The 20,677-nt window shown below is 57.2% G+C and carries 20 protein-coding genes, 5 tRNA genes, 1 pseudogene and 1 other annotated feature; of the genes and pseudogenes, 7 read left to right on the forward strand and 19 right to left on the reverse strand.

Features of this window, described 5'->3' with window-relative positions:
- Nucleotides 1-37 precede the first annotated feature (37 nt).
- Nucleotides 38-113 (reverse strand) — tRNA-Arg (locus ACP6EK_RS08405).
- A gap of 16 nt (nucleotides 114-129) precedes the next feature.
- Complete coding sequence (purC, locus tag ACP6EK_RS08410; protein WP_438315274.1) at nucleotides 130-1,152, reverse strand: phosphoribosylaminoimidazolesuccinocarboxamide synthase; 1,023 nt, start codon at nucleotides 1,150-1,152, stop codon at nucleotides 130-132.
- Between the two features lie 97 nt (nucleotides 1,153-1,249).
- Between purC and hisZ the strand changes: the two genes are divergently transcribed.
- The 3 genes from hisZ to hisD are packed head-to-tail and all read left to right on the forward strand — an operon-like array spanning nucleotide 1,250 to nucleotide 4,389.
- A complete protein-coding gene (gene hisZ, locus ACP6EK_RS08415; protein WP_438315277.1) occupies nucleotides 1,250-2,488 on the forward strand; it encodes an ATP phosphoribosyltransferase regulatory subunit in 1,239 nt (412 codons plus the stop codon).
- Nucleotides 2,442-3,098 (forward strand): ATP phosphoribosyltransferase, encoded by a 657-nt coding sequence (hisG, locus tag ACP6EK_RS08420; protein WP_438315280.1) that lies wholly within the window; start codon nucleotides 2,442-2,444, stop codon nucleotides 3,096-3,098. Before hisZ ends, hisG begins: the two co-directional genes overlap by 47 nt.
- Nucleotides 3,070-4,389 (forward strand): histidinol dehydrogenase, encoded by a 1,320-nt coding sequence (hisD, locus tag ACP6EK_RS08425; protein ID WP_438315283.1) that lies wholly within the window; start codon nucleotides 3,070-3,072, stop codon nucleotides 4,387-4,389. Before hisG ends, hisD begins: the two co-directional genes overlap by 29 nt.
- Before the next feature lie 11 nt (nucleotides 4,390-4,400).
- On the opposite strand, the gene speE is transcribed toward hisD, so the two are convergent.
- From speE to ACP6EK_RS08475, 10 genes and pseudogenes are all read right to left on the reverse strand, one after another.
- Nucleotides 4,401-5,219, reverse strand: a complete 819-nt coding sequence (gene speE / locus ACP6EK_RS08430; RefSeq protein WP_438315286.1) for a polyamine aminopropyltransferase — start codon at nucleotides 5,217-5,219, stop codon at nucleotides 4,401-4,403.
- Nucleotides 5,188-5,568 carry an adenosylmethionine decarboxylase gene (speD, locus tag ACP6EK_RS08435; RefSeq protein ID WP_438315289.1) on the reverse strand — a complete coding sequence of 127 codons (381 nt, stop codon included), beginning with the start codon at nucleotides 5,566-5,568 and terminating at the stop codon, nucleotides 5,188-5,190. The genes speE and speD overlap by 32 nt, the downstream gene beginning before the upstream one ends.
- Before the next feature lie 5 nt (nucleotides 5,569-5,573).
- Nucleotides 5,574-6,296, reverse strand: a complete 723-nt coding sequence (locus ACP6EK_RS08440) for a polyphenol oxidase family protein (protein WP_438315292.1) — start codon at nucleotides 6,294-6,296, stop codon at nucleotides 5,574-5,576.
- A 6-nt stretch (nucleotides 6,297-6,302) separates the two neighbouring features.
- A complete protein-coding gene (trpA, locus tag ACP6EK_RS08445; protein WP_438315295.1) occupies nucleotides 6,303-7,085 on the reverse strand; it encodes a tryptophan synthase subunit alpha in 783 nt (260 codons plus the stop codon).
- Complete coding sequence (trpB, locus tag ACP6EK_RS08450; RefSeq protein WP_438315297.1) at nucleotides 7,069-8,265, reverse strand: tryptophan synthase subunit beta; 1,197 nt, start codon at nucleotides 8,263-8,265, stop codon at nucleotides 7,069-7,071. Before trpB ends, trpA begins: the two co-directional genes overlap by 17 nt.
- A gap of 5 nt (nucleotides 8,266-8,270) precedes the next feature.
- Nucleotides 8,271-8,894, reverse strand: coding sequence for a phosphoribosylanthranilate isomerase (locus ACP6EK_RS08455; RefSeq protein WP_438315299.1), 624 nt, complete (start codon nucleotides 8,892-8,894; stop codon nucleotides 8,271-8,273).
- On the reverse strand, nucleotides 8,881-9,675 hold the full coding sequence (locus ACP6EK_RS08460) for an indole-3-glycerol phosphate synthase TrpC (protein WP_438315301.1): 795 nt from the start codon (nucleotides 9,673-9,675) through the stop codon (nucleotides 8,881-8,883). The genes ACP6EK_RS08455 and ACP6EK_RS08460 overlap by 14 nt, the downstream gene beginning before the upstream one ends.
- A complete protein-coding gene (gene trpD, locus ACP6EK_RS08465; protein ID WP_438315304.1) occupies nucleotides 9,659-10,708 on the reverse strand; it encodes an anthranilate phosphoribosyltransferase in 1,050 nt (349 codons plus the stop codon). The genes ACP6EK_RS08460 and trpD overlap by 17 nt, the downstream gene beginning before the upstream one ends.
- A pseudogene (locus ACP6EK_RS08470) lies at nucleotides 10,705-11,281 on the reverse strand (anthranilate synthase component II). Before ACP6EK_RS08470 ends, trpD begins: the two are co-directional and overlap by 4 nt.
- On the reverse strand, nucleotides 11,278-12,696 hold the full coding sequence (locus tag ACP6EK_RS08475; RefSeq protein ID WP_438315306.1) for an anthranilate synthase component I family protein: 1,419 nt from the start codon (nucleotides 12,694-12,696) through the stop codon (nucleotides 11,278-11,280). Before ACP6EK_RS08475 ends, ACP6EK_RS08470 begins: the two are co-directional and overlap by 4 nt.
- Nucleotides 12,697-12,719: 23 nt before the next feature.
- Nucleotides 12,720-12,973: a binding site (T-box leader), on the reverse strand.
- Nucleotides 12,974-13,152: 179 nt separating this feature from the next.
- Between ACP6EK_RS08475 and ACP6EK_RS08480 the strand changes: the two genes are divergently transcribed.
- Together ACP6EK_RS08480 and ACP6EK_RS08485 are read left to right on the forward strand one after the other, a co-directional pair.
- The gene (locus ACP6EK_RS08480) at nucleotides 13,153-13,695 is read left to right on the forward strand and encodes a TlpA family protein disulfide reductase (protein ID WP_438315309.1); all 543 of its coding nucleotides are present in this window, start codon (nucleotides 13,153-13,155) and stop codon (nucleotides 13,693-13,695) included.
- A gap of 194 nt (nucleotides 13,696-13,889) precedes the next feature.
- Complete coding sequence (locus ACP6EK_RS08485; protein WP_438315312.1) at nucleotides 13,890-14,198, forward strand: hypothetical protein; 309 nt, start codon at nucleotides 13,890-13,892, stop codon at nucleotides 14,196-14,198.
- Nucleotides 14,199-14,423: 225 nt separating this feature from the next.
- Here the strand turns inward: ACP6EK_RS08485 and ACP6EK_RS08490 are convergent.
- From ACP6EK_RS08490 to ACP6EK_RS08520, 7 genes are all read right to left on the reverse strand, one after another.
- Nucleotides 14,424-14,500: transfer RNA gene (locus ACP6EK_RS08490), tRNA-Trp, on the reverse strand.
- Between the two features lie 18 nt (nucleotides 14,501-14,518).
- On the reverse strand, nucleotides 14,519-14,668 hold the full coding sequence (rpmG, locus tag ACP6EK_RS08495) for a 50S ribosomal protein L33 (protein WP_438315315.1): 150 nt from the start codon (nucleotides 14,666-14,668) through the stop codon (nucleotides 14,519-14,521).
- A gap of 13 nt (nucleotides 14,669-14,681) precedes the next feature.
- Nucleotides 14,682-15,884, reverse strand: coding sequence for an elongation factor Tu (gene tuf, locus ACP6EK_RS08500; RefSeq protein ID WP_438313964.1), 1,203 nt, complete (start codon nucleotides 15,882-15,884; stop codon nucleotides 14,682-14,684).
- A gap of 36 nt (nucleotides 15,885-15,920) precedes the next feature.
- A tRNA-Thr gene (locus tag ACP6EK_RS08505) sits at nucleotides 15,921-15,995 on the reverse strand.
- An 8-nt stretch (nucleotides 15,996-16,003) separates the two neighbouring features.
- Nucleotides 16,004-16,091: transfer RNA gene (locus ACP6EK_RS08510), tRNA-Tyr, on the reverse strand.
- A 6-nt stretch (nucleotides 16,092-16,097) separates the two neighbouring features.
- Nucleotides 16,098-16,173: transfer RNA gene (locus tag ACP6EK_RS08515), tRNA-Thr, on the reverse strand.
- Between the two features lie 82 nt (nucleotides 16,174-16,255).
- Nucleotides 16,256-16,723, reverse strand: coding sequence for a RidA family protein (locus ACP6EK_RS08520; protein WP_438315318.1), 468 nt, complete (start codon nucleotides 16,721-16,723; stop codon nucleotides 16,256-16,258).
- A 71-nt stretch (nucleotides 16,724-16,794) separates the two neighbouring features.
- On the opposite strand from ACP6EK_RS08520, the gene malQ reads away from it, so the two are divergent.
- Together malQ and mnmG are read left to right on the forward strand one after the other, a co-directional pair.
- Nucleotides 16,795-18,831 carry a 4-alpha-glucanotransferase gene (malQ, locus tag ACP6EK_RS08525; RefSeq protein WP_438315321.1) on the forward strand — a complete coding sequence of 679 codons (2,037 nt, stop codon included), beginning with the start codon at nucleotides 16,795-16,797 and terminating at the stop codon, nucleotides 18,829-18,831.
- The gene (gene mnmG / locus ACP6EK_RS08530; protein ID WP_438315324.1) at nucleotides 18,815-20,677 is read left to right on the forward strand and encodes a tRNA uridine-5-carboxymethylaminomethyl(34) synthesis enzyme MnmG; all 1,863 of its coding nucleotides are present in this window, start codon (nucleotides 18,815-18,817) and stop codon (nucleotides 20,675-20,677) included. Before malQ ends, mnmG begins: the two co-directional genes overlap by 17 nt.

Below are 20,677 nucleotides of genomic sequence, written 5' to 3' on the forward strand. Positions count from 1 at the left end.
GAGCAGGTGGCCAGAGGACCCGATTTTAGAAGATTTCTGGTGCGCCCGGCGGGAGTCGAACCCTCAACCTGCGGTTTAGGAGACCGCTGCTCTATCCTTTGAGCTACGGGCGCACTGCTCACCTATATTTTAAACAAGCTGGAGGAATTTATCAACAATCTCCTCTAGAGATGGAACCCCGGGAAACCACTCTCTCTGAGTCAAATCCATAGCAAGGCGCTGGTACATCCAGCTTGTAAGCTGCACGAGCTCCGGGGGAAGAGAAGGGGGTCGACTCGTAACGTAGGCCTTCCAGCCGATGGGGTGCTCTGCTTTGGCCCTCTGCACCTCTTCGTACCAGGAGGTCTTGCGGTAAAAGGAACGAAGGATTTCCTTGCTCATCGGCATGCCCCGGAAGGTGAAACGGCATTCGTCAGGAGTCCCCACAACGTCAACGAGCATAAGGTTCCGGTTTCTATCCAGAGCAAGTTCGATTTTCCCGTCCTCGTTTTCCACTCCAATCCGGCGTGCTTCTTTCGTGATGAAACGGTTGACGAAAAGCACCATCTCCCGAATTTTCCGGATCTCTCCAGAGGAGAGCATTCCTAAGGACTCAACCTCAGAGAAGCTCAGGTACCGGTCCTGTTCCTCGAGTTTTGTGGAGACATCGAGAATCGGCTCTTTCAGGAATTCTCCCGGAGGAGGGAGTTCTGAAAGGCCGAATTCCTGAAGGGTGACTTTCCCCTCGGTGATGCGTTTCCTGAGGCTTGAGTTCTCGGGGAGGGTATTGCGGTAGATGAACTCAAAAGGAATCAGGAAATTCCCTCGGACGTACCGGTATACCCCGTAATCGTAGCCCGTCTCTCCCAAAGAGGGGAGAATGACGCGCACCAGCCGAATGTGCATAACGTTCACCGGTTCCCGAAGTTCTGCGAGTCGCTTCACCTCTCCCCCTTCCTCAAGGCCAAGGTAGTGGGTTAAAACCCCGAGTTTTTCAAGCTTCTCGAAAAAGTGCGCACCGATGAGACACAAAGAAGTGCCTTTCAGGGGGATGGTATCGGGCATCTCCCCCCAGTCAAACACCGAGTACCGGTCGGAGAAGACAAACTTTCCCCGCCCGGGCTCCTCATCCGTTGGTGAGGAAAGAACGAAAAGGTCTTTAACGCTGCCCACTTTCTCCCTCCACAGTGCAACCTGGTGTGAGGCTTCTTGCAAAGCACAGAGATTGTTTCTATACTTTTCTCAACATTATAGGGAAGGAGTTGAGGAATTGGAACTGGTTTTCGGGATGAAAGATGTGTATCCCTGGGAGGCAAAGGTTCGCAGAGGCATCGAAGCCCGGCTCAGAACACTCTTTGAACGATGGGGATACGTTGAAGTAGAACCCCCAACCCTCGAGTACTATACCACCTTCGAGAAAACGATGAGTGAGGAAATGAAAGAGCGAATCTTCAAGTTCCTCAACCGCGATGGGAAGCTCGTGTGCCTTCGCCCCGAGTTCACCACCTCGGTAGCCCGGATGTTCGCCCAGGGGAACGCTCTTCCTCTGCCCCTTCGGGTCTACTATAGCGGGAAGGTCTTCCGCTACCCCTCCTCGCCCTTCCGCACAGAAAGCGAGTTCACCCAGGTCGGCCTTGAACACATCGGCCAGAGTGGCTCCGCCCAGGATGCCGAAATCATTACTCTGGCCGTTCTGGCACTGCGGGAAACGGGAATACGGAGCTTTGAGGTGGATATCGGTCATGCCGGCATCTTCCGGGGAATTCTCGAGGTTCTGCCCCTTGAGAGCGAAGAAAAGGAGGAAGTGCGGATCGCCCTGAAAAAGCGGGACTTTGTTGCCCTGCAGACCCTCTGTTCCCGAAAACCTCTTCCCTCGTCTCTTCCACCATTCCTCCTGCAACTCCCCTTCTTGCGGGGGAAGAGGGACCTCCTCGAGAGGTTCTCCTCATTCTCTTCAGAGAGTGAGGAATGGCAGAGGGCTGTCCGGGACCTTTCGAAAACCTGGGAAATCCTTGAGGATTTCGGCGTGACCGAGCACCTCTCCATCAATCTTGGGCTTGTGCGGGACTTCGACTACTACACCGGGGTGGTCTTCGAGGGGTTCTCTCCTGGCGTGGGGTATCCCCTCCTTGCGGGAGGAAGATATGATGAGCTCTTCCGGGTTTTCGGAAGGGACGTCCCCGCCTGTGGTTTTGCCCTTTTCCTCGAGCGGGTTCTGGAGGCTCTCCAGAAGGAGACTCCCTGGCAAGAAGGGGATAGCGCCACTCCTTCTGTCCTCTTCTACCCACCGCGCCTTCGAAAGAGAGCCTTTGAGCTAGCTGAAAAACTGCGGTCCCGGGGGATTCCTCTGGTGATGGAAGAACACGACAAGGAGACAATGCTCCTTTTGACTTCCCAGGGTTCCTTAATCCTTGAGGACCTTGATGAGCAGGCTGTGGAAAATCTCCTTACAAGGAGGACGTATGAAGAGGCTGACCCTTACCCTCCCCACAGGAAGGCTGAAGGATGACGTTGTGGAGCTCCTCTCCCGTGCGCTTTCCCGGCCCCTTGTCCTTCCCTCCCGACAGCTTGTCGTCGATGACCCATCCTTACCCTGGCGCATCATCCTCTCCCACCCCAAGGACGTGGCAACCTATGTCGAGCACGGAGCAGCAGATCTTGGTCTTGTCGGGAAAGACATTCTCCTTGAGCGGGAAAACGAGGTATACGAGCTCCTGGACCTGCACATTGGGAAGTGCGTCATGGTCCTCGCCGGGCCCGAACACCTGACAAGAGAAGCGCTCTTCCGGAGGGAACACCTCTGCATCGCCACGAAATACCCCCACGTCACCCGCCGGTACCTGCAGGAAAAGGGCCTGAACGCCGATATCGTTGCCCTCTACGGCTCAATCGAGCTTGCTCCTGCCATCGGCATTGCCGACGCTATTGTGGACCTCGTCTCCACGGGGAAAACCCTGAGGGAAAATCGTCTCCACGTTCTTGAGGAAATCACCCCCATCTCCACCCGTCTTGTGGCTAACCGGGTGAGCATGAAAACCAGAACCCTGGAAATTGAGGATTTCGTCAAAACCCTGGAGGGAGTGATCTCCGGTGCGAATCGTCCTGAAACCTCTGAATAACCTCGAGGACATTGCACAGGATCTTGTGGGAAACCGCCGGAAGCTCTACGAGACCCTGAAGGAAGCGGAAAGCGTGGTTGAAGACATCATTGAAAATGTTAAGGACAGGGGCGATGCCGCTTTACGGGAGTACACCGAGAGGTTTGATGGCTGTCGCCTCACTACCTTCCGGGTTCCTCCAGAAGACCTCGAGCGTGCGTTCCGGGAAGCCCCGGAGGAACTGAAGGCAGCCATCGCCTTCGCCGCCCGGAACATCCGCGCTTTCCACGAAGCCCAGAAGATGACCTCCTTTTTCCTGGAACGCCAGTCGTCAATTCTTGGAGAACTCGTCCGTCCGCTCCGGAGGGTTGCCTGCTACATCCCCGGGGGACGGTTCGCCTATCCGTCTTCTTGCCTCATGACGGTTATCCCGGCACAGACTGCAGGCGTTCAGGAAATCGCCCTTTTCACTCCCCCGAGGAATGACGGAAGCGTCCACAGGGAGGTTCTTGCGGCTGCCTTCTTCCTTGGCGTACAGGAGGTGTATCGCGTTGGAGGCGCCCAGGCCATAGCGGCGGCCTGCTTCGGGACCGAGAGCATCCCTCCTGTAGAGAAAATCGTGGGACCGGGGAACATCTACGTCACCGCTGCCAAAAAGCGCCTTCAGGGCGTTGTGGGCATTGACAGTCTTGCCGGCCCTTCAGAAGTGGCCATCATTGCCGACCACAGCGCCCCTCCCGAATGGGTTGCCCTGGACCTCCTCGCCCAGGCCGAGCACGATCCCCTCGCCACGGGCGTACTCTTCTCCCCAAGCGAGGCCCTGCTCCTTGAGGTGAAAAAGCACCTTGAGCGGGAAATCGCCAACGCCCCCTCACCCTTTGGACGGACGCAACCGCTTTTCCTCTACCAGGTGGAGGACCTGGAGGTTGCCCTCGCGGCGGTGAACCTCCTTGCCCCCGAACACGTGGAAGTGATGACCGAAGACCCTCTTACCCTCCTTCCGCGCCTTCAGAAAGGAGGAGCGATTTTCCTCGGGCCGTACGCTCCGGTGGCCCTGGGAGATTATGGGTATGGACCGAATCACGTGCTGCCCACGTGGGGGGCAGCGGCCTTTTCTTCGCCTCTCTCCGTGCGGGACTTCTACACCTTTTCTTCCTTCGTCTTTCCCTCTCCCCCCGACCCCACCCTCGAGTACGAAACCTATGCCCACCTTGCTCGCAAGGAAGGCCTCTTCTTCCACCGGCGGTCCCTGCTCGCCCGGGTGGGGAAGAAGCTCCTCACGGACATCGAGCGGGAATGGGAGAGGACCTGAGGGTCCTCTCCTTACTGGAACATCTCCTCCAGGAAAACCGGGAGTACAAAAGCCGCCTGGTGAATCCGGGAAGAGTAATACCGGGTCGGAAAGGGCAGGTCCTTCCCGCCCTGGGATGGATCGTACTTTTTGGAGGCGATGACGTAGCTCCATACCCCTCCGGGGTACGTGGGGACAAGACCCCAGTACAGGCGGAGGATGGGGAAAACCCCAAGGTGTTTCCAGAGCTTTTTGACCCGCTCGGCCTCAAAAAAGGGCGGTTCCATCTGGGAAACGAGAATGCCATCAGGGGAAAGGCGGTCGTAGGCTCTCCGGTAAAATTCCTGAGAAAAGAGGGGTTCAGCAACACCCCGGGGGATGGGATCTGTGGAGTCCATGATGATGACGTCAAAGGTTTCACGGGTTTCAGCAATGTACTCTGCCGCATCCCCGATGTAGACCCGTAGACGGGGATCGTCCCACCTGCCAAGCTGAGGGAAGTACTTCTGGCAGAGCTCAATAACCCCCTCGTCGATGTCCACAAGCACAACCTCTTCCACGGGATGCTTCAGGACCTCCCGCGCCGCCCCACCATCACCGCCCCCAACGATGAAGACCTTGCGAGGATGGGGATGCGTCACCATGGCAGGATGGACGAGCATCTCATGGTACATGAATTCGTCTTTCTCTGTGGTCTGCACAATGCCGTCAAGAAGGAGAACTCTCCCGTAGAGGTAGGTGTCGATGATGGCGATTTCCTGGAGCTTCGTCCGCCCCACAAAGAGCGTCTCCTTCACCTTGAGAGCCATCTGGTAGTTTTCAATGTAGTTCTGGACGTACCAGAGTTCCATTCCGCTTGCCCACTCCTCTCTCGAGTTCCACAACCCTCACGTCCTGAGGCACAAAATACCGCTCAATCAAAGGTACACTGGCTTTGGGGTCACAGGATGCACCGAGAAAAATATCCAGCGCTGCGTACCCGTACTCCGGCCAGGTATGGATGGCAACGTGAGACTCCGGCATCACCAAAAGTCCGCTCAGACCATACGGCTCGAACTGATACACGTGAAGCGCAAGGATTTCCTTCCTGTAGGTGGCGGCAAGATCCCGAAAAAAAGCCTCAACCCGCTTCGCATCATTAAGGAGCTGGGACCCCACAATCTCCACCAGAAGATGCCGCGCCACCGCCTCTGCATGCAATACCCTCACCCCCTTATTCCCGCAACAAGGAGACATCTCGCTGCACTGCGATCCCGGCGAAAGGAACACAGAAGGTCCCTCTCACAGGACGTGCAGAGCGAGCTCACCTCAAGGTGCTCCCTCAAGAGCCCCCGCGCTAGGAGATCCCCCACCACAATGCCCTTCAGGTCCACAAAGGTCCTCCCCGCCCGGCGCTCAACAAAGGCTTCGCGCCCCCTTCCCAGAGCTTCAAGGACTTCCTCCCCGACCTCAAAGCAACACGGACCGATGGCAGGGCCCACGCCACCCCAGAGCGCAGAGGGCGAAACGGAGAACAGCCTCTCCATCGCCTCCACAACCCGGGTGTGAATCCCCTGGGCGATTCCCCTCCACCCGGCATGGACTAAAGCCACCACTTCCTGTTCCGGGGCAAAGAGCAAAAGGGGTACGCAGTCGGCGACGAGGATCCCGAGGTACTGGTTTTTCGCTCCGGCAAGCAGTGCATCGACCATACGGCAAGAAGCATTGTACCACAGTTTCTCCTCGAAAACGAGGAAATCCGCCCCGTGAACCTGGGAAGGAACAAAAATTGGGCCTATACCGAAAAGCCTTGCAATGGCTTCCCGGCCACTCTCTGTGCAAACATTGTAGGGCGTGCGGCGGGTTACAAAGAAATGCTCAAGTTGCGGGAAACAGAGAAGCGATGTGAAACGGAGGACCAGAACACCTCCACGTTCTTCAAGCTGCATAGGGCGTTATGCTGCTCCATCCAAGGCACGGCGGTACGACCGCACGAGAGCAGCGAATCCCTCCATCCAGGTTTCTGTGTCTCTGTTACGTATAATGTACTCAAGAAGAGCCGACCCCACAATAACCCCATCGGTGTACTCGGCAAGGGTCGCCGCCTGGTGGGGATCGTGAATGCCAAACCCGGGGAGAACAAGCACCGAGGTATGGCTCCGGATACAGGCGACACGCTCCCTGAGGGCCGAAACATCCACTTCGGTCTTCCCCGTCACCCCTTTCCCCGAAACGAGGTACACAAAGCCCTCGCTTACTTCAGCGATACGACGGACCCGTTCAAGAGGAGAGGTCACCGAGGCAAGGAGGATTCGGGAGAGCAACCCCTGGGCTTCTTTGAGGAAATCCCAGGCCTCAAGGGGGAAATCGGCGACGATGAGACCTCGAAATCCGACCTTCCGGAAATCGCGGGCGAACCTCCCCACCCCGTACTGGAGCACGATGTTCCCGTAGGTCATGGCAATGAGGGGGATAGAAAGGCGGATACCGGCCATCACCTCAACGACAAGAGGAGGCGTCACGCCCTGTTTGAGGGCTGCAAAAGACGTTGTCTGAATGACCGGCCCATCGGCCACAGGATCTGAGTGGGGGATACCGACTTCCACCGCATCGGCCCCCTCTTCCTCACAGATCCGAAGGAGGGTGCAGAAACTCGCAATGTCAGGATACCCGAAGGTCAGGTACGGAACGAAGAGCTTTCTTTTCTTCTTTTCGAGGACTTCACGCAGCGGGTCCATGATGATCCTCCTTTGCTAAAGACCGCATAACGACCTCAACGTCCTTATCGCCTCTGCCGGAAAGGCATACAAGCACAGTAGCCTCTCTCGGCAGGGAAGGGGCAATCTTTACGGCATACGCCAGGGCGTGAGCGCTCTCCAGTGCCGGAATAATGCCCTCCGTGCGGGCAAGAAGACAAAAGGCCTCTTGAGCCTCTTCGTCGGTGGCTGTCACGTACTGCGCTCTTCCCGTTTTTGCGAGAAAGGCGTGCTCAGGACCTACCCCCGGGTAGTCAAGACCGGCGGCGATGGAATGGGTTTCCTGGATTTGCCCGAACTCATCTTGAAGCAAAAGGCTCATGCTCCCGTGAAGAACACCCTTCCTCCCCCGCCCAATGCTTGCGGCGTGTTTCCCCGTATCAAGACCAAGACCTCCCGCCTCAACACCCACAAGGCGCACATCTCCATAGGGCAAGAAGGCCGAAAATATCCCTATCGCATTGCTTCCCCCACCGACGCAGGCGATGACGTAATCCGGAAGCCTTCCTTCTTGCCTGAGGAACTGCTCCTTTGCTTCCCTGCCGATAACGGATTGGAAATCTCGAACCATAGTGGGGTACGGGTGAGGACCGACCACAGACCCGATGACGTAGTGAGTGGTGTCCACGTTCCGAACCCAGTCACGCAGGGCCTCGTTGATGGCGTCCTTCAGAGTCTGGCTTCCGGAATACACGGGAATGACCTGGGCTCCGAGGACTTGCATTCTGAAAACGTTGAGCTTCTGCCGCTCAACGTCCACGGCTCCCATGTACACCTGACACTCAAGCCCAAGGAGGGCACAGGCCGTGGCCGTGGCCACACCATGCTGCCCGGCCCCGGTCTCAGCAATGATGCGTTTTTTGCCCATTTTTTTAGCCAGAAGCACCTGCCCCAAGGTGTTATTCAGCTTGTGGGATCCCGTGTGATTGAGGTCCTCCCGCTTCAGGTAGATCTTTGCTCCCCCGAGTTCCCTGCTGAGCCTTGCGGCGTACGTGAGGGGAGTAGGCCGCCCGGCATACGTTGTGAGGTACAACCTGAGCTCCTCCTGGAACTCCGGGTCTTTCCGGTAGTACTCGTACGCCTCTTCAAGCTCTTCAAGAGGATGCACCAGTGTCTCCGGCACAAACCTTCCTCCAAATTCCCCGAAAAACCACTTCTCCATGCAACTCACCTTCCCTGCAAAAGTACAAGGAGCTCCCGCACCTTCTGGATGTTTTTTCTTCCCGGAGCAATCTCAAAACCGCTGTTTACGTCAAGGGCAAAGGGACGGAGAACGCGCAGAAGACGGGGAATGTTCTCAAGGGTAAGCCCTCCGGCAACAATGGTGGGGCAGGAAGCGGCCGAAACAAAAGGAGCGACCACTTCCCACCGAAAAACTTCCCCTGTACCCCCGCGCCTTTCACCCTTCAGGGTATCAAAGAGCACATAGGACACCCTGGGGAGATACTCCTCCACCTCTTTGAGGGAGAACCCCTCACCGACCCCAAAGGCTTTGATCACTCTACCGCCGAGGCGCTCACAGAACGCAGGGTCCTCGTCTCCATGGAGCTGGACAAGGTCAAGCTCGCAGAAATCCCGAATGCCCTGAACTTCCCGAATGCTGGAATTCTGGAACACCCCCACCGTGAGCACCTTTCCCCGCAGGCGCCCAACAATCCCTCGCACTGTTTCTGGATGGACAAAGCGAGGGCTTCCGGGGACGAAAATGAATCCCAGTGCCCATACCCCCAGAAAGGCAAGGGCCAAAGCATCCCCTGCCTGGGTGATCCCGCACACCTTAACAGCAGGCAATTTCCCTCTCTCCTCTCAGCTCAAGGAGTGTTTTTTGGGGATTCCGGGACGTCAGGAGAGCCTCTCCGACGAGGAAGTTCCGCACCCCCGCCTCAAGGAGCGTCTCCACATCCTCACGGGTATGGATGCCGCTTTCGGCAATGACCACCGTTCCTTCGGGGATGAGGGGAAGGAGCCTGAGGGTGGTTTCAAGCGACACCCGAAAAGTCGCAAGATCTCGATTGTTGATGCCGATGACTCTGGCAGAGGCAAAGAGGGCCTTTTGGAGATCCTCCTCATCGTGGACCTCAACGACCGGAACAAGACCAAGGAGTTCCGCAAGCTCCACAAAGTGCTTCAGACGCTCCCTGGAGACGATGCGGGCAATGAGAAGGATTGCCCGAGCACCAGCTTCCGCCGTCTCGTAAATCTGGATTTCCTCGAGCACGAAATCCTTTCGCAACACCGGAAGGCGGGTCTTTGCCACAACCTCCCGGAGCAACTCAGGGCTTCCCTGGAAGTGGTCCTCTTCGGTCACCACGGAGATGGCCCGGGCACCTCCTTCCTCGTAGAGGGCAAGGAAATGGGGAACGTCCTGGAACGCGATGAATCTCCCCCTTGAAGGCGAGGCGAGCTTGATCTCGGCGATGATATGGGGATGGGGATCCTGGAGAAAGGAGAGGAAGTCGCTCCGCGTCGAAGTCGCAAAAATTTGGGCAATTTCGGAGGGGAGATAAGGCCTTTCCCGCGCAAGGAGCCGCCGCTTTTTTGCCGTCACAATAGCCTCAAGAATGCCTTCCATGCTCTCCGTCCTCCCTCATTTTCTGCGCCACCTCAAGTAGCTCCTTCACCCTCTCCAGAGCCTGTCCGCTGTCGATGGCTCTCTCGACCTTCTGCACGGCTTCGGTCAGGGTCCCGGCTCTCTCGCTCAACCACACGAGGAACGCTGCGTTCACAACCAGGGCATCGCGATGGGCTCCCCGCACCTCCCCGGAGAGAATGTTGAGGAAGAGACGGGCGTTCTCTGCAGGATCCCCTCCCTGGATTTCTTCCACAGGGTATTCCGGAAAACCAACCTCGTGAGGGTGGAAGGTCAAAGGAGAGGTTCTCCCCTCCCCCACGAGGAGACAGTGGGTTTTTCCGCTCACGCTGACCTCATCCACCCCGGGTTCACCCCATACCACAAGCCCCCTCCGTACCCCGAGAAAGGAGAGCACATGGGCCACCGGTTCAAGGAGCTTTGGGTCGTACACTCCCACCATCTTGTACGCCACGGAGCAGGGTGTGGTGAGGGGACCCAGGATATTGAACACCGTCCGCACCTTGAGCTCCCTCCGTACCCCCTGAACTGCCCGCATGGCGGGGTGGTACAAGGGAGCGTACAGGAAGGCAAAGCCAGTTGCCGCAAAAAGGCGCTCCATGGCGTCCCTGGCAAGGTCAACGGGAAAGCCAAGGTGCTCCAGGAAATCAGCACTCCCCGAGCGGCTCGAAACCGAACGATTGCCGTGCTTCACAATGGGCACACCCAGGGCAAAGGCTAAAAGCGCCGCCCCTGTGGAAATGTTTAGCGTGCCCTGCCCATCGCCTCCGGTACCGCAGTTGTCAGCAACAAGGCACCCCGAGGGGATGGGGAAGGGGGTGGCGAAATCTCGCATGGCCCGTGCGAAACCGAGGAGCTCTTCTTTGCGCTCGCCCCGAACCCGCAGAATCCCAAGGATTGCTCCCATCTGGGCCTGGGTGAACTCCCCGCTCATGAGGGCGTGCATGAGGGTATAGGCTTCCGAAGCTCCGAGAACCTCTCCATGGAGAACGCGCAGAAGGATTTCCTCCTTCACGGTTTCCTCACCTCCAGGAAATTCCGAAGGATGACCTTCCCCTGAGGAGTTAACACGGACTCGGGATGGAACTGGACGCCGAAAAGGGGATACTTCCGGTGTTCTAAAGCCATGATTTCCCCCTCTTCGGTCCAGGCAGTCACCCGGAGTGAGGGTGGAATGCTCTCAGGATCAACGACGAGGGAATGGTAACGTCCCACCCATATTTCCTCCGGCAGTCCCCGGAAGAGGAAAGAGGGCAGGAGGAAAACCTTCCACCGCTTTCCGTGGCAGGGTCTTCTTGCTTTAACAATGCGTGCACCCTCAACGTAGGCAATGCACTGGTGGCCAAAGACACACCCCCAGGATTGGAATAGAGGGAGCGAAACGGGCAATGACGCTATTGGTGATGCCGCAGTCTGTGGGGTCTTTCGGACCCGGCGAAATCACGATGCGGTCCGGACGCATCTTCTCGATCTCCTCAAGGGTTATCTCATCGTTCCGGAACACGCGGATTTCTTCCCTGCTCAGCTCCCCAAGGTACTGCACGAGGTTATAGGTGAAAGAGTCGTAATTGTCGATGACGAGAATCATAGGCTTTCCTCCTTTTCCGCAAGTTGTAATGCCAGAAGCAAAGCCTCCGCCTTGCTTCGCGTTTCCTCGTACTCCCGCTCGGGCACGGAATCGTACACGATTCCTGCCCCTGCCTGAACCCGGGCAGAGCCGTCTTTACAGAAAATGCTCCGAATCACGATACAGGTGTCCATATTCCCCTGGAAGCTCACATACCCCAGGGCTCCCGCGTACGGTCCCCGGCTCTCCGGCTCAATCTCCTCGATGATCTGCATCGCCCGCACCTTGGGAGCTCCGCTGACCGTCCCCGCAGGGAAACAGGCCTGCAGCGCCCTCCAGGGGGTCAAGTCTTCCCGGAGTATCCCGGACACCGTGGAAACAATGTGGAAGACATGAGAGTACCGCTCGATTTTCATGTACTCCTCAACCTGGACGCTTCCGAGTTCACACACGCGCCCAAGGTCATTCCTCCCGAGGTCAAGGAGCATAACGTGCTCGGCGTTCTCCTTTTCGTCCTCAAGGAGGTCCCGGATGATGTCCTCCTCAGGAACATGGGCAAGGCGCCGCCGTGTCCCGGCGATGGGACGGGTGGTGACCTTCCTCCCCTCGACCTTCACCATCATCTCGGGAGAAGAACCAAGGAGGATGAACGAAGGGGTTTCGAAATAGAAAAGGTACGGCGAAGGGTTGAGGGACCGCAGGAAACGGTATGCCCGGAAGGGATCACCCGCATACGGTACGGAAAAGCGCTGGGAAATGACGACCTGTGATGCATGCCCTTCCTCGATGAGCTCAATAACCCGGCGTACCGCTGCCTCAAAGGCTTCCCGGGTGAAGTTCGACTGTACGTCACCCAGAAGGCGGAATTTCTCTTCCTTCCGGACGACCAGGGGGTGTTCGACCCTCTCCATAACTTCCTGAATCCAGGCCAGGCCACGGGAGAAATCCTCCTCATCTCCACCCCGGGCAACGTAGACGGCTCCGAGGCGGTGCTTCAGGTGGTCGAAGAAGAGAAACCTCCGCACCGTGGCGAAATAGGCAAGGGGGAAATCCATGGCCTTTCGGGGAACGGTCCGTTCCCAGGTCTTCACGGCGTCATAGCTCAGAAATCCCACTGCCCCTCCCAGGAAGGGGAGATCGGGAACCGGATACACCAGGAAGCGGGGGTACCTGCGCTCAAGAAGGGTGATAAGGTCAACGAAGTCGAAGAAGTACTCTTCCTCCTCCACGTCGAAAATCAGAAAGGAATACCGGCCCCAGGTTGCCCCCTTTTCGGCACTCTCCAAAAGGAAAAGGGGCGTCTTTCCTCGAAAGCACTCGAGAACCACAACCGGAGTTAGACGATCAGCAAGGCGCTCCGCATACAGCGGAACGTATTCGTACCTTTCACCAAGCCGGAGGAATTCCCCTCTCTCTGGGTGTACCTTCAAGCCCATCACCCCAAACAAAAAGGCCCTCGTCAAGAGACGAGGGCCTTTTCCTCGCGGTGCCACTCTTGTTGATAGCGCTTTCACGCTATCCTCTCAACCGGGTACCTCATGATACCCGTCTTCCTTTAAAGGGAAAGCCCCTTTTCAACCTACTCTCCCCGAAGGGATTTCGATGAAAAGCTCTGAGGCCCATTCACCCCTCAGGGACTACCCGGCTTCCACCTGACCCGGGCTCTCTCTCAGCCCCGGACGAGAGGCTACTCCCCCTCATCATCGCTTCCTGCGCTTCTTGCTTTTGCGTATTTTATACCATCTCAGAGCTTTTCCGTCAAGAGAACACGAGAGGAAATTCAAGGCTTCCCACGGCTTCCGGGGCAGGAACGCACTCAGAAAGCGGTGTTCCGGGAATAACTCCACTGGTCCCCGGTTGTATACCCGCAAAACTCCTGGGAGGGTTGAAGAATGCGTAGCTTTCAGGCCAGTATCTCACTGTCTGTCATGCTTATCCTCTGGATTTTCGTAATCCCGGCCTGGTCGCTTGAGATAGGAAGCGTGGTTCCTTCCTTTACGGTCGTCTCTCCCGACGGAGAGCTCCTCGGTCGGGAACAGCTTCTGGGGAAACTCAGTGTGATTTTCTACGACATCCGTTTCACCGCCTCCTCCAATAACGACCTCAAGTACGCCCTTGCGGACCTCCGTAACGCACATCCCTTGCTCCTTGAGGACCTCCAGGTTTTCCAGATCGTTGACGCTTCAAGCGCCAACTTCTTCACCCGGAGCATCTGGAAAAGGAAGATTAGGGAAAACGCCCGAAGATACGGTATCACCATCTATGCCGACTGGAGCGGGAAAATGCGCCGCGACTTCGGTTTCCATCCCAAGCTGAGTAACGTCCTCGTTGTTGATGCCCAGGGGGTGGTGTGTTACGTTTTCTTTGGAAAGGTCCCCGAAAGCGAAAGGAACGCACTCTTTACCCTTTTGCTCAAGCTGGGAGAGAGCACATAAGCGCGACATTTCTCGCTGGCCTGAGAGTTCCGCGGGCCTATTCCCCTGCGCAGAGAAACCTCGTAATCTCGAAAACTCCTGGCGTTAAATCTGGCACACCCTATTCTTTGAGGTTCCTCCCGTCCACTCCTCCGAGAGATTCTCTGCCTCTTGAGGACCGTCTGGATGGCCTTCTCTCTTCATTGCGAAGGTAGTTGGAGGGCGCGTTTCAGCAGGACCCACGGGTTCACCCGGGCGGCCTCACCGTTTGCCCCCAGGGCTTCGTAGAAAGTGAATGCTTTCTACGACGTGGACTGAGAGCGGGGACCATCACCGTCACCCAGGGCCTCACCACCTTGACTCGGGGAGTCATCGTGCAGGAATCGAAAACCAAAAGCGGGAAGCGCACCGTTCCCCTGCTTCCTGAGGTGGTGGAAGAGTTCAAAGCCTGGCGGAAGAAGTGGCTCGAGGAAAAGCTCGCTTTAGGCCTGACTGGCCAGGAACCGATCTGGTCTCCCTTCTGAGGTCCATACCGTCATCTACCCCAGGAACTCCTGGGCCATGCCTCGATTTCCTTAACACTTGACACCTACAGTAAAGTCCTTCCGAGCCTCAAAGAGCGGGCAGCGGAGAGGCTTCGTGGGTTTCTTTCCTTGAGCCGTTGTGAAACGAATTGGCGTTGCTGTCACATTGCTGTCAAAGTGGGGTTTTGCGGAATGGGCAGGTGGATGAAAGCCTTAAAAAAAACCTGGCAGGCCCGGCAGGATTCGAACCTGCAACCCCCGGATTTGGAATCCGGTACTCTGGCCGTTAGAGCTACGGGCCTGCACAGCTTGAGTATACCTCAACGGACCTCGCGGTGCAAGGTGTGTTTGCGGCAGAAAGGACAGTATTTTCGGAACTCCAGACGCCCAGTCTTTTTACTCTTGTTCTTGCTCCCCTGGTAGTTCCTCCGCTTGCACTCTGTGCACTCAAAGGTGATGATTTCCGACACCGCTTAAGACCTCCTACTCAATGATTTCCGTAACCACTCCGGCACCAACCGTTCTTCCTCCCTCACGGATGGCAAAGCGCAAGCCCTTCTCCATGGCCACAGGGTAGATGAGCTTCACCTCGAGGTTAGCGTTGTCCCCGGGCATGACCATCTCCACTCCCTGGGGGAGCTTGATCTCTCCGGTGACATCGGTAGTCCGGAAGTAGAACTGGGGACGGTAGCCACTGAAGAAGGGGGTGTGCCGGCCACCCTCCTCTTTGGTGAGGACGTAGACCTCAGCCTTGAAGTGGGTGTGGGGGGTGATGGTTCCGGGAGCTGCGAGAACCTGACCCCGCTCCACCTCTTTCTTCTCAATGCCCCGCAAAAGCACGCCGATGTTGTCTCCGGCCTGGGCCTCATCGAGGACCTTGCGGAACATCTCAATGCCCGTGACCACGGTCTTCTTGATCTCATGGGAGAGCCCCACGATCTCCACAGGGTCTCCAAGCTTCAGGGTTCCCCGCTCCACTCTCCCGGTGACCACGGTGCCTCTCCCGGTGATGGAGAAGACGTCCTCAATGGGCATGAGGAAGGGCTTGTCGAGTTCCCGGACTGGGAGGGGGAAGTAGGTGTCCATGGCGTCGAGGAGGTTCCAGATCCCTCCGCACCACTGACACTCCCGCTTGCCGCAGCCACACTCCAGAGCTTTCAGGGCACTGCCGGTGACGACGGGAACCTCGTCTCCGGGGAACTCGTAGCGGTTGAGGAGGTCCCGGACTTCCATCTCCACGAGTTCCAAGAGCTCCGGGTCATCGACCATGTCGACTTTATTCATGAAGACGATGATGTAGGGGACACCGACCTGACGGGAGAGGAGAATGTGTTCCCGGGTCTGGGGCATGGGGCCATCGGCAGCAGAGACCACGAGGACTGCCCCATCCATCTGGGCCGCACCGGTGATCATGTTCTTCACGTAGTCGGCATGCCCCGGGCAGTCGATGTGGGCGTAGTGGCGCTTCTCCGTCTCGTACTCCACATGGGCAATGGCGATGGTGATCCCTCGCTCCCGTTCCTCAGGAGCCTTGTCGATCTGCTCAAAAGGGGTGTACTTGGCAAGACCGTGCTTGGAGAGGACCAGGGTGATGGCGGCGGTGAGGGTGGTCTTCCCATGGTCCACGTGTCCAATGGTCCCGACGTTAATATGGGGCTTTTTCCTTTCGAACTTCTGCTTGGCCATAGGGTATCCTCCTTGTAGCGATCTAAAAAAGAAAAGTGGAGCCTACGACCGGGATCGAACCGGTGACCTCACCCTTACCAAGGGTGCGCTCTACCACTGAGCTACGCAGGCTTCTATTCTGGTGGGGAGGGTAGGATTCGAACCTACGTAGGCTATTCAGCCGACGGATCTACAGTCCGCTCCTTTTGGCCACTCAGGCACCTCCCCACACACTGGAGCCGGTGATCCGACTCGAACGGACGACCTGCTGATTACAAGTCAGCTGCTCTACCAGCTGAGCTACACCGGCAAGAACGCCCTTTGCGCGAGCATAAATATACCCAAAGGACAAAGCAGTGTCAAGGGTTTTCTGGAATAAAGAATTTGGCTCGTCAGCGAATGCCCCGAACCTTAACGACGAGTTCTACTTCAACCGGTGCCCCAAGCGGCAACCCCTGTACCCCCACGGCAGAACGGGCGTGCCTCCCCCTCTCGCCAAAAAGCGCCAGGAGGAGGTCTGAAGCACCGTTGAGAACCCTGGGCTGCTCGGTGAACCCCTCACTTGAAGCCACGAATCCGGTGAGCTTTACAACCTGCTCTATCTCCTCCAGGGTTCCTACGATACCTTCCACCACGCTCAGGCAGTTGAGAACACAGAGCTTCGCCGCCTCATACCCTTCCGCAACCGTGAGTTCCTCCCCAACCCTTCCCCGGTAACGGAGCTCCCCCTGCCAGAGAGGGAGCTGTCCTGAGGTCCACACGAAATCCCCCACAAGAAGACCAGGAACATATGCCCCCACGGGTCTTGGTGGAGGGGGCAAGACATACCCAAGCTCGGCAAGCCGCTCTCGAATGCTCATTTTTGTCTTCTCCTTTCCTTTCTTCCTGCTCCCTTATATAATAATCTCCAAAAAGCCACCGGGAAAGGACCATGATGCAGGAAGAGCACCTCAGAACCCTTGCTTCAATATACGGAATCGCCACAGAGTACTGGAATATCCGGGGGGAGAGGATTCAGGTTCCCCGAAAGACCCTCGTGGCGCTTCTACGGGCAATGGGGGTTGAGGATTTCTCCCCGGAAGGTCTGCGCGAGACTGCTGCTTTAGCAAGAGCACAAAAGAGCGCCCTTGATTTTGCGGTTCGCATTTTGAGGCGAAGAACAAAAAGACTCCGGGTGCCTCCTTCCTTTGTCGGGGGAGAGGCACGCATCAGCAACGAGCATGGGGAAGTGGTGTTCCGTTCGCGCGTTACCTCTCCTCTTCTCTCCGTGACCCTCCCCCCGGAATGCCCATGGGGGTACTACAACCTCACCATTGCCTCTTCGAACGGGGAATTCTCGTCGCTTCTCATCCTCTCTCCCCTAAAGGCTTACCTCCCTCCTGAGAGAATCTGGGGTATTCACGGAGCGCTCTTTGCCCTGACCACCGGGAGGAACCAGGGCATCGGGGACCTCAGGGATTTAAAGGACCTTCAGGATCTTGTGGTACGTGCTGGAGGACACTTCCTGGGTCTTCTTCCCCTTCATCTCATGCCCAAGGATGGTCCCCAGGGGATCAGTCCCTATTCCGCTTTCTCGCGGCGACTCTTTGACCCCATCTACCTTCCCCTCGATGAGGTCCTCCTGCTCTTTCCGGGGCTTTCCCTTCCCCTTCCTCCGGATCCTGATCCTTCGGGGAATCTCATCGACTATGAACTGGTCTGGCGGGAAAAAGACCGTTTCCTCCGGAAGGTTTTCCGGCACTTCTTCGAGAAGCGAACGGAGACCTTTGCTGCCCTCTGGGGGGAATTCCAGAATTTCTTGGACTGCGAAAAAGACCGGGTGATCTGGGCATCGCTGTACCAGGCCATCGCCTCTGAGGCAGGACCGAACTGGCGGAAGTGGCCCGCTCCTCTTCGGGAAAGGAACGAGAAAGCCCTGAGAGACTTTTTCCAGACTCACGAGCAGGACGTTCTCTATTTTGCTTCCCTCGAGTGGCTCATGCATCGCTTTCTGGAGAGTATCACAGAGAAGTACCGCATCCTCTGCTTCGATATCCCGGTGGGTTGTGCACCTTCAGGGATTGAGAGCTGGCTCTGCCAGGAAAGACTGGCTTTCGATTTCACCGTAGGGGCACCTCCTGACGATTTCTCTCCCGAGGGGCAGAACTGGGGATTCCACCCCTTTTCTCCCCGGAAGATTCGGGAAAACCGGTATGCCGACTTCATTGCCCTTCTCCGGGACAACATGCGCTTTGCCCGCTTTGTGCGCCTTGACCACATCATGGGGCTTAAGAGGCTTTTCTGGATTCCCGAGGGCGGCAAACCTTCTGAGGGAACGTACGTTCAGTATCCTTTCCGGGAGCTCCTTGCCATCCTCACCCTGGAAAGCGTGAAGAATGGGGTCGTCCTCATTGGTGAGGACTTAGGAACCGTTCCACGCTTTTTGCGCAGTGTCCTGAGAAGGTCTGCCATGCTCTCAACCCGGGTGTTCTACTTTGAACGAGAAGATTCGTCACCACGCCATCCCCAGGAGTATCCCAGAGAAAGTTACGCCACCCTAAACACCCACGACATGCCACCTTTTCTGGCATTCCTCGAGGGAAGAGATATCCTTCTCCGGAAGGACCTGGGAATCTTCACGCCCGAGCAGGCTGCCGTACTCCTTGAGGATCGGAAGCATTTCTTGGAGGAATGCTTGAAAAAACTCCGGGAATGGGGATTTCTCCAGGAAGACAACCCTACACCGCAGGCGTTGCTTTTTGCCCTCTTTCGGTTCCTTGCCGCAACGCCTTCCCGAGTCGTTTCGGTGAGCCTTGACGACCTCCTTGAGAGCACCACACAGGTGAACCTCCCAGGGACCGTTGAGGAGTACCCGAACTGGCGATGCCGGCTACCCCTGCGCTGGGAAAGGCTCAAGGAGCGACTGACTTACCTTGCCACCGTTTTTTCTTTCGAGGGAGGAAAGGCTGACGATGCCCAGAGTCTATGACGTCATCGTCGTTGGCGGAGGACACGCCGGATGTGAAGCGGCCTCTGCTGCAGCGAAGATGGGACTCAGAACGCTCCTTGTCACCATGTCCATCCACCACATTGCCCTTATGCCCTGCAATCCTGCCATCGGTGGCCCGGGGAAGGGCCACGTGGTTCGTGAAGTCGATGCCTTAGGGGGACTCATGGCCAGAGTAACGGATGAGTGTACCATCCACATCAAACGGGTCAACACCGGCAAGGGACCTGCGGTCCAGACGCTTCGGGCCCAGACGAAGCGGGATCTCTACAGCCTTACCATGCGACGGTACCTTGAAGCCCTGCCAAATCTCTTCCTCTTTGAGGGAGAGGTTGAAGACATTCTCCTTGAAAGCAACGGCTCGGTGAAGGGAGTTCGGGTCAAACACGGAACGGAGTTCCTCGCCAAAGCGGTTGTAGTCTGTGCTGGGACGTTTCTCAACGGCGTCATCCGTATCGGAGAGCTCTCATACCCTGCGGGTCGCCGGGGGGAGTTCCCCGCCCAGGCCCTCAGCCAGGCGCTGAGGAGACTCGGACTGCAACTTGGGAGGCTGAACACCTGCACCCCCCCACGGCTTGACCGAAGGACAGTGGATTTCTCCAGCATGGAAGAGCAGAAAAGCGACGAGGAACCGCTCTGCTTCTCCTACGACACTCCTCCCCGTGTCTACGAGGGACAGTCGGTGTTCATCACCCGAACGACGAAAACAACCTGTGACATCATCAGGGCCAATTTCCATCGCTCACCCCTCCTTTATACGATCTCGGAGAGCTCTCCCGTTCGCGAGTGCCCCTCCATCGAAGACAAGGTCTACCGGTTCCCCGAAAAGGACCAGCACCTCATCTTCATCGAACCTGAAGGAGAGGACACTAACGAGGTCTACGCCCAGGGGATTTTCACCTCCCTCCCTGAAGACGTCCAGTGGATGGTTGTACGGTCCATCCCCGGCCTTGAAAACGCCCACATCGTTCGCCCGGGATACGGGATTGAGTACGACTACGTTCTCCCCACGCAACTCTACCCTTCACTTGAGTGTAAGCACATCCCCGGACTCTTCTTAGCCGGGCAAATCAACGGAACCTCGGGCTACGAGGAGGCTGCAGGCCAGGGAATCCTTGCGGGGATCAATGCAGGAAGGTACGTCCAGGGCAAGCCTCCACTCATCCTCAGGCGGGATGAAAGTTACATCGGAGTCATGGTGGACGACCTGGTGACAAAGGGGGTCACGGAACCCTACAGGTTGCGCACGGGCAAGGTTGAATATCGCCTTTTCGTCCGTCACGACAACGCCCACTACCGGCTTTCCCGGTACGCCTACGAGGTGGGGACCATTCCGCGGGAACGGTACGCCAGGATCCTCGAAGAAAAGCGACAGATTGAGGAAGAAATAGAGCGGCTGCACCATCTGACCATTGCCCCAACACCGGAGCTCAACGCCCTCCTCGAAAAGAAAGGCATGCCTCCTCTGAGGGAATCGGTGAAGGCTGCAAGTCTCCTTGCCCGACCCTCGATCACCTACGGAGATCTTGCGCCCTTTGACCCCTCAAGACCCTCTTTACCTCCCCGGGTCATCGAGGAGGTCGAAATCGAGATCAAGTACAAAGGCTATATGGATCGGCAGAGGCGGCAGATCGAGGAGTTCCGGAAGCTCGAAAGCAAAATCATCCCACCCGGATTTGATTTTTCCAAGGTCAGGGGTCTCTCACGGGAAGCCCAGGAACGCCTCACAAAGGTACGCCCTGGAACCCTGGGACAGGCTGCCCGGGTTCCAGGGGTCACCCCATCGGACATCATGGTGCTTCTTGCCCATCTCTCCCAGGAACGATAG

It is taken from the genome of Candidatus Caldatribacterium sp. SIUC1, assembly GCF_051549785.1.
Lineage (GTDB): Bacteria > Atribacterota > Atribacteria > Atribacterales > Caldatribacteriaceae > Caldatribacterium.

What these genes read in the sequence shown, in the direction of transcription:
- hisG (WP_438315280.1), top strand. Translation starts at nt 2,442, where the DNA reads ATGAAGAGGCTGACCCTTACCCTCCCCACAGGAAGGCTGAAGGATGAC.
- speE (WP_438315286.1), bottom strand. Translation starts at nt 5,219, where the DNA reads ATGGAACTCTGGTACGTCCAGAACTACATTGAAAACTACCAGATGGCT.
- ACP6EK_RS08440 (WP_438315292.1), bottom strand. Translation starts at nt 6,296, where the DNA reads ATGCAGCTTGAAGAACGTGGAGGTGTTCTGGTCCTCCGTTTCACATCG.
- trpA (WP_438315295.1), bottom strand. Translation starts at nt 7,085, where the DNA reads ATGGACCCGCTGCGTGAAGTCCTCGAAAAGAAGAAAAGAAAGCTCTTC.
- trpB (WP_438315297.1), bottom strand. Translation starts at nt 8,265, where the DNA reads ATGGAGAAGTGGTTTTTCGGGGAATTTGGAGGAAGGTTTGTGCCGGAG.
- ACP6EK_RS08460 (WP_438315301.1), bottom strand. Translation starts at nt 9,675, where the DNA reads ATGGAAGGCATTCTTGAGGCTATTGTGACGGCAAAAAAGCGGCGGCTC.
- ACP6EK_RS08475 (WP_438315306.1), bottom strand. Translation starts at nt 12,696, where the DNA reads ATGGGCTTGAAGGTACACCCAGAGAGAGGGGAATTCCTCCGGCTTGGT.
- ACP6EK_RS08480 (WP_438315309.1), top strand. Translation starts at nt 13,153, where the DNA reads ATGCGTAGCTTTCAGGCCAGTATCTCACTGTCTGTCATGCTTATCCTC.
- tuf (WP_438313964.1), bottom strand. Translation starts at nt 15,884, where the DNA reads ATGGCCAAGCAGAAGTTCGAAAGGAAAAAGCCCCATATTAACGTCGGG.
- ACP6EK_RS08520 (WP_438315318.1), bottom strand. Translation starts at nt 16,723, where the DNA reads ATGAGCATTCGAGAGCGGCTTGCCGAGCTTGGGTATGTCTTGCCCCCT.
- malQ (WP_438315321.1), top strand. Translation starts at nt 16,795, where the DNA reads ATGATGCAGGAAGAGCACCTCAGAACCCTTGCTTCAATATACGGAATC.
- mnmG (WP_438315324.1), top strand. Translation starts at nt 18,815, where the DNA reads ATGCCCAGAGTCTATGACGTCATCGTCGTTGGCGGAGGACACGCCGGA.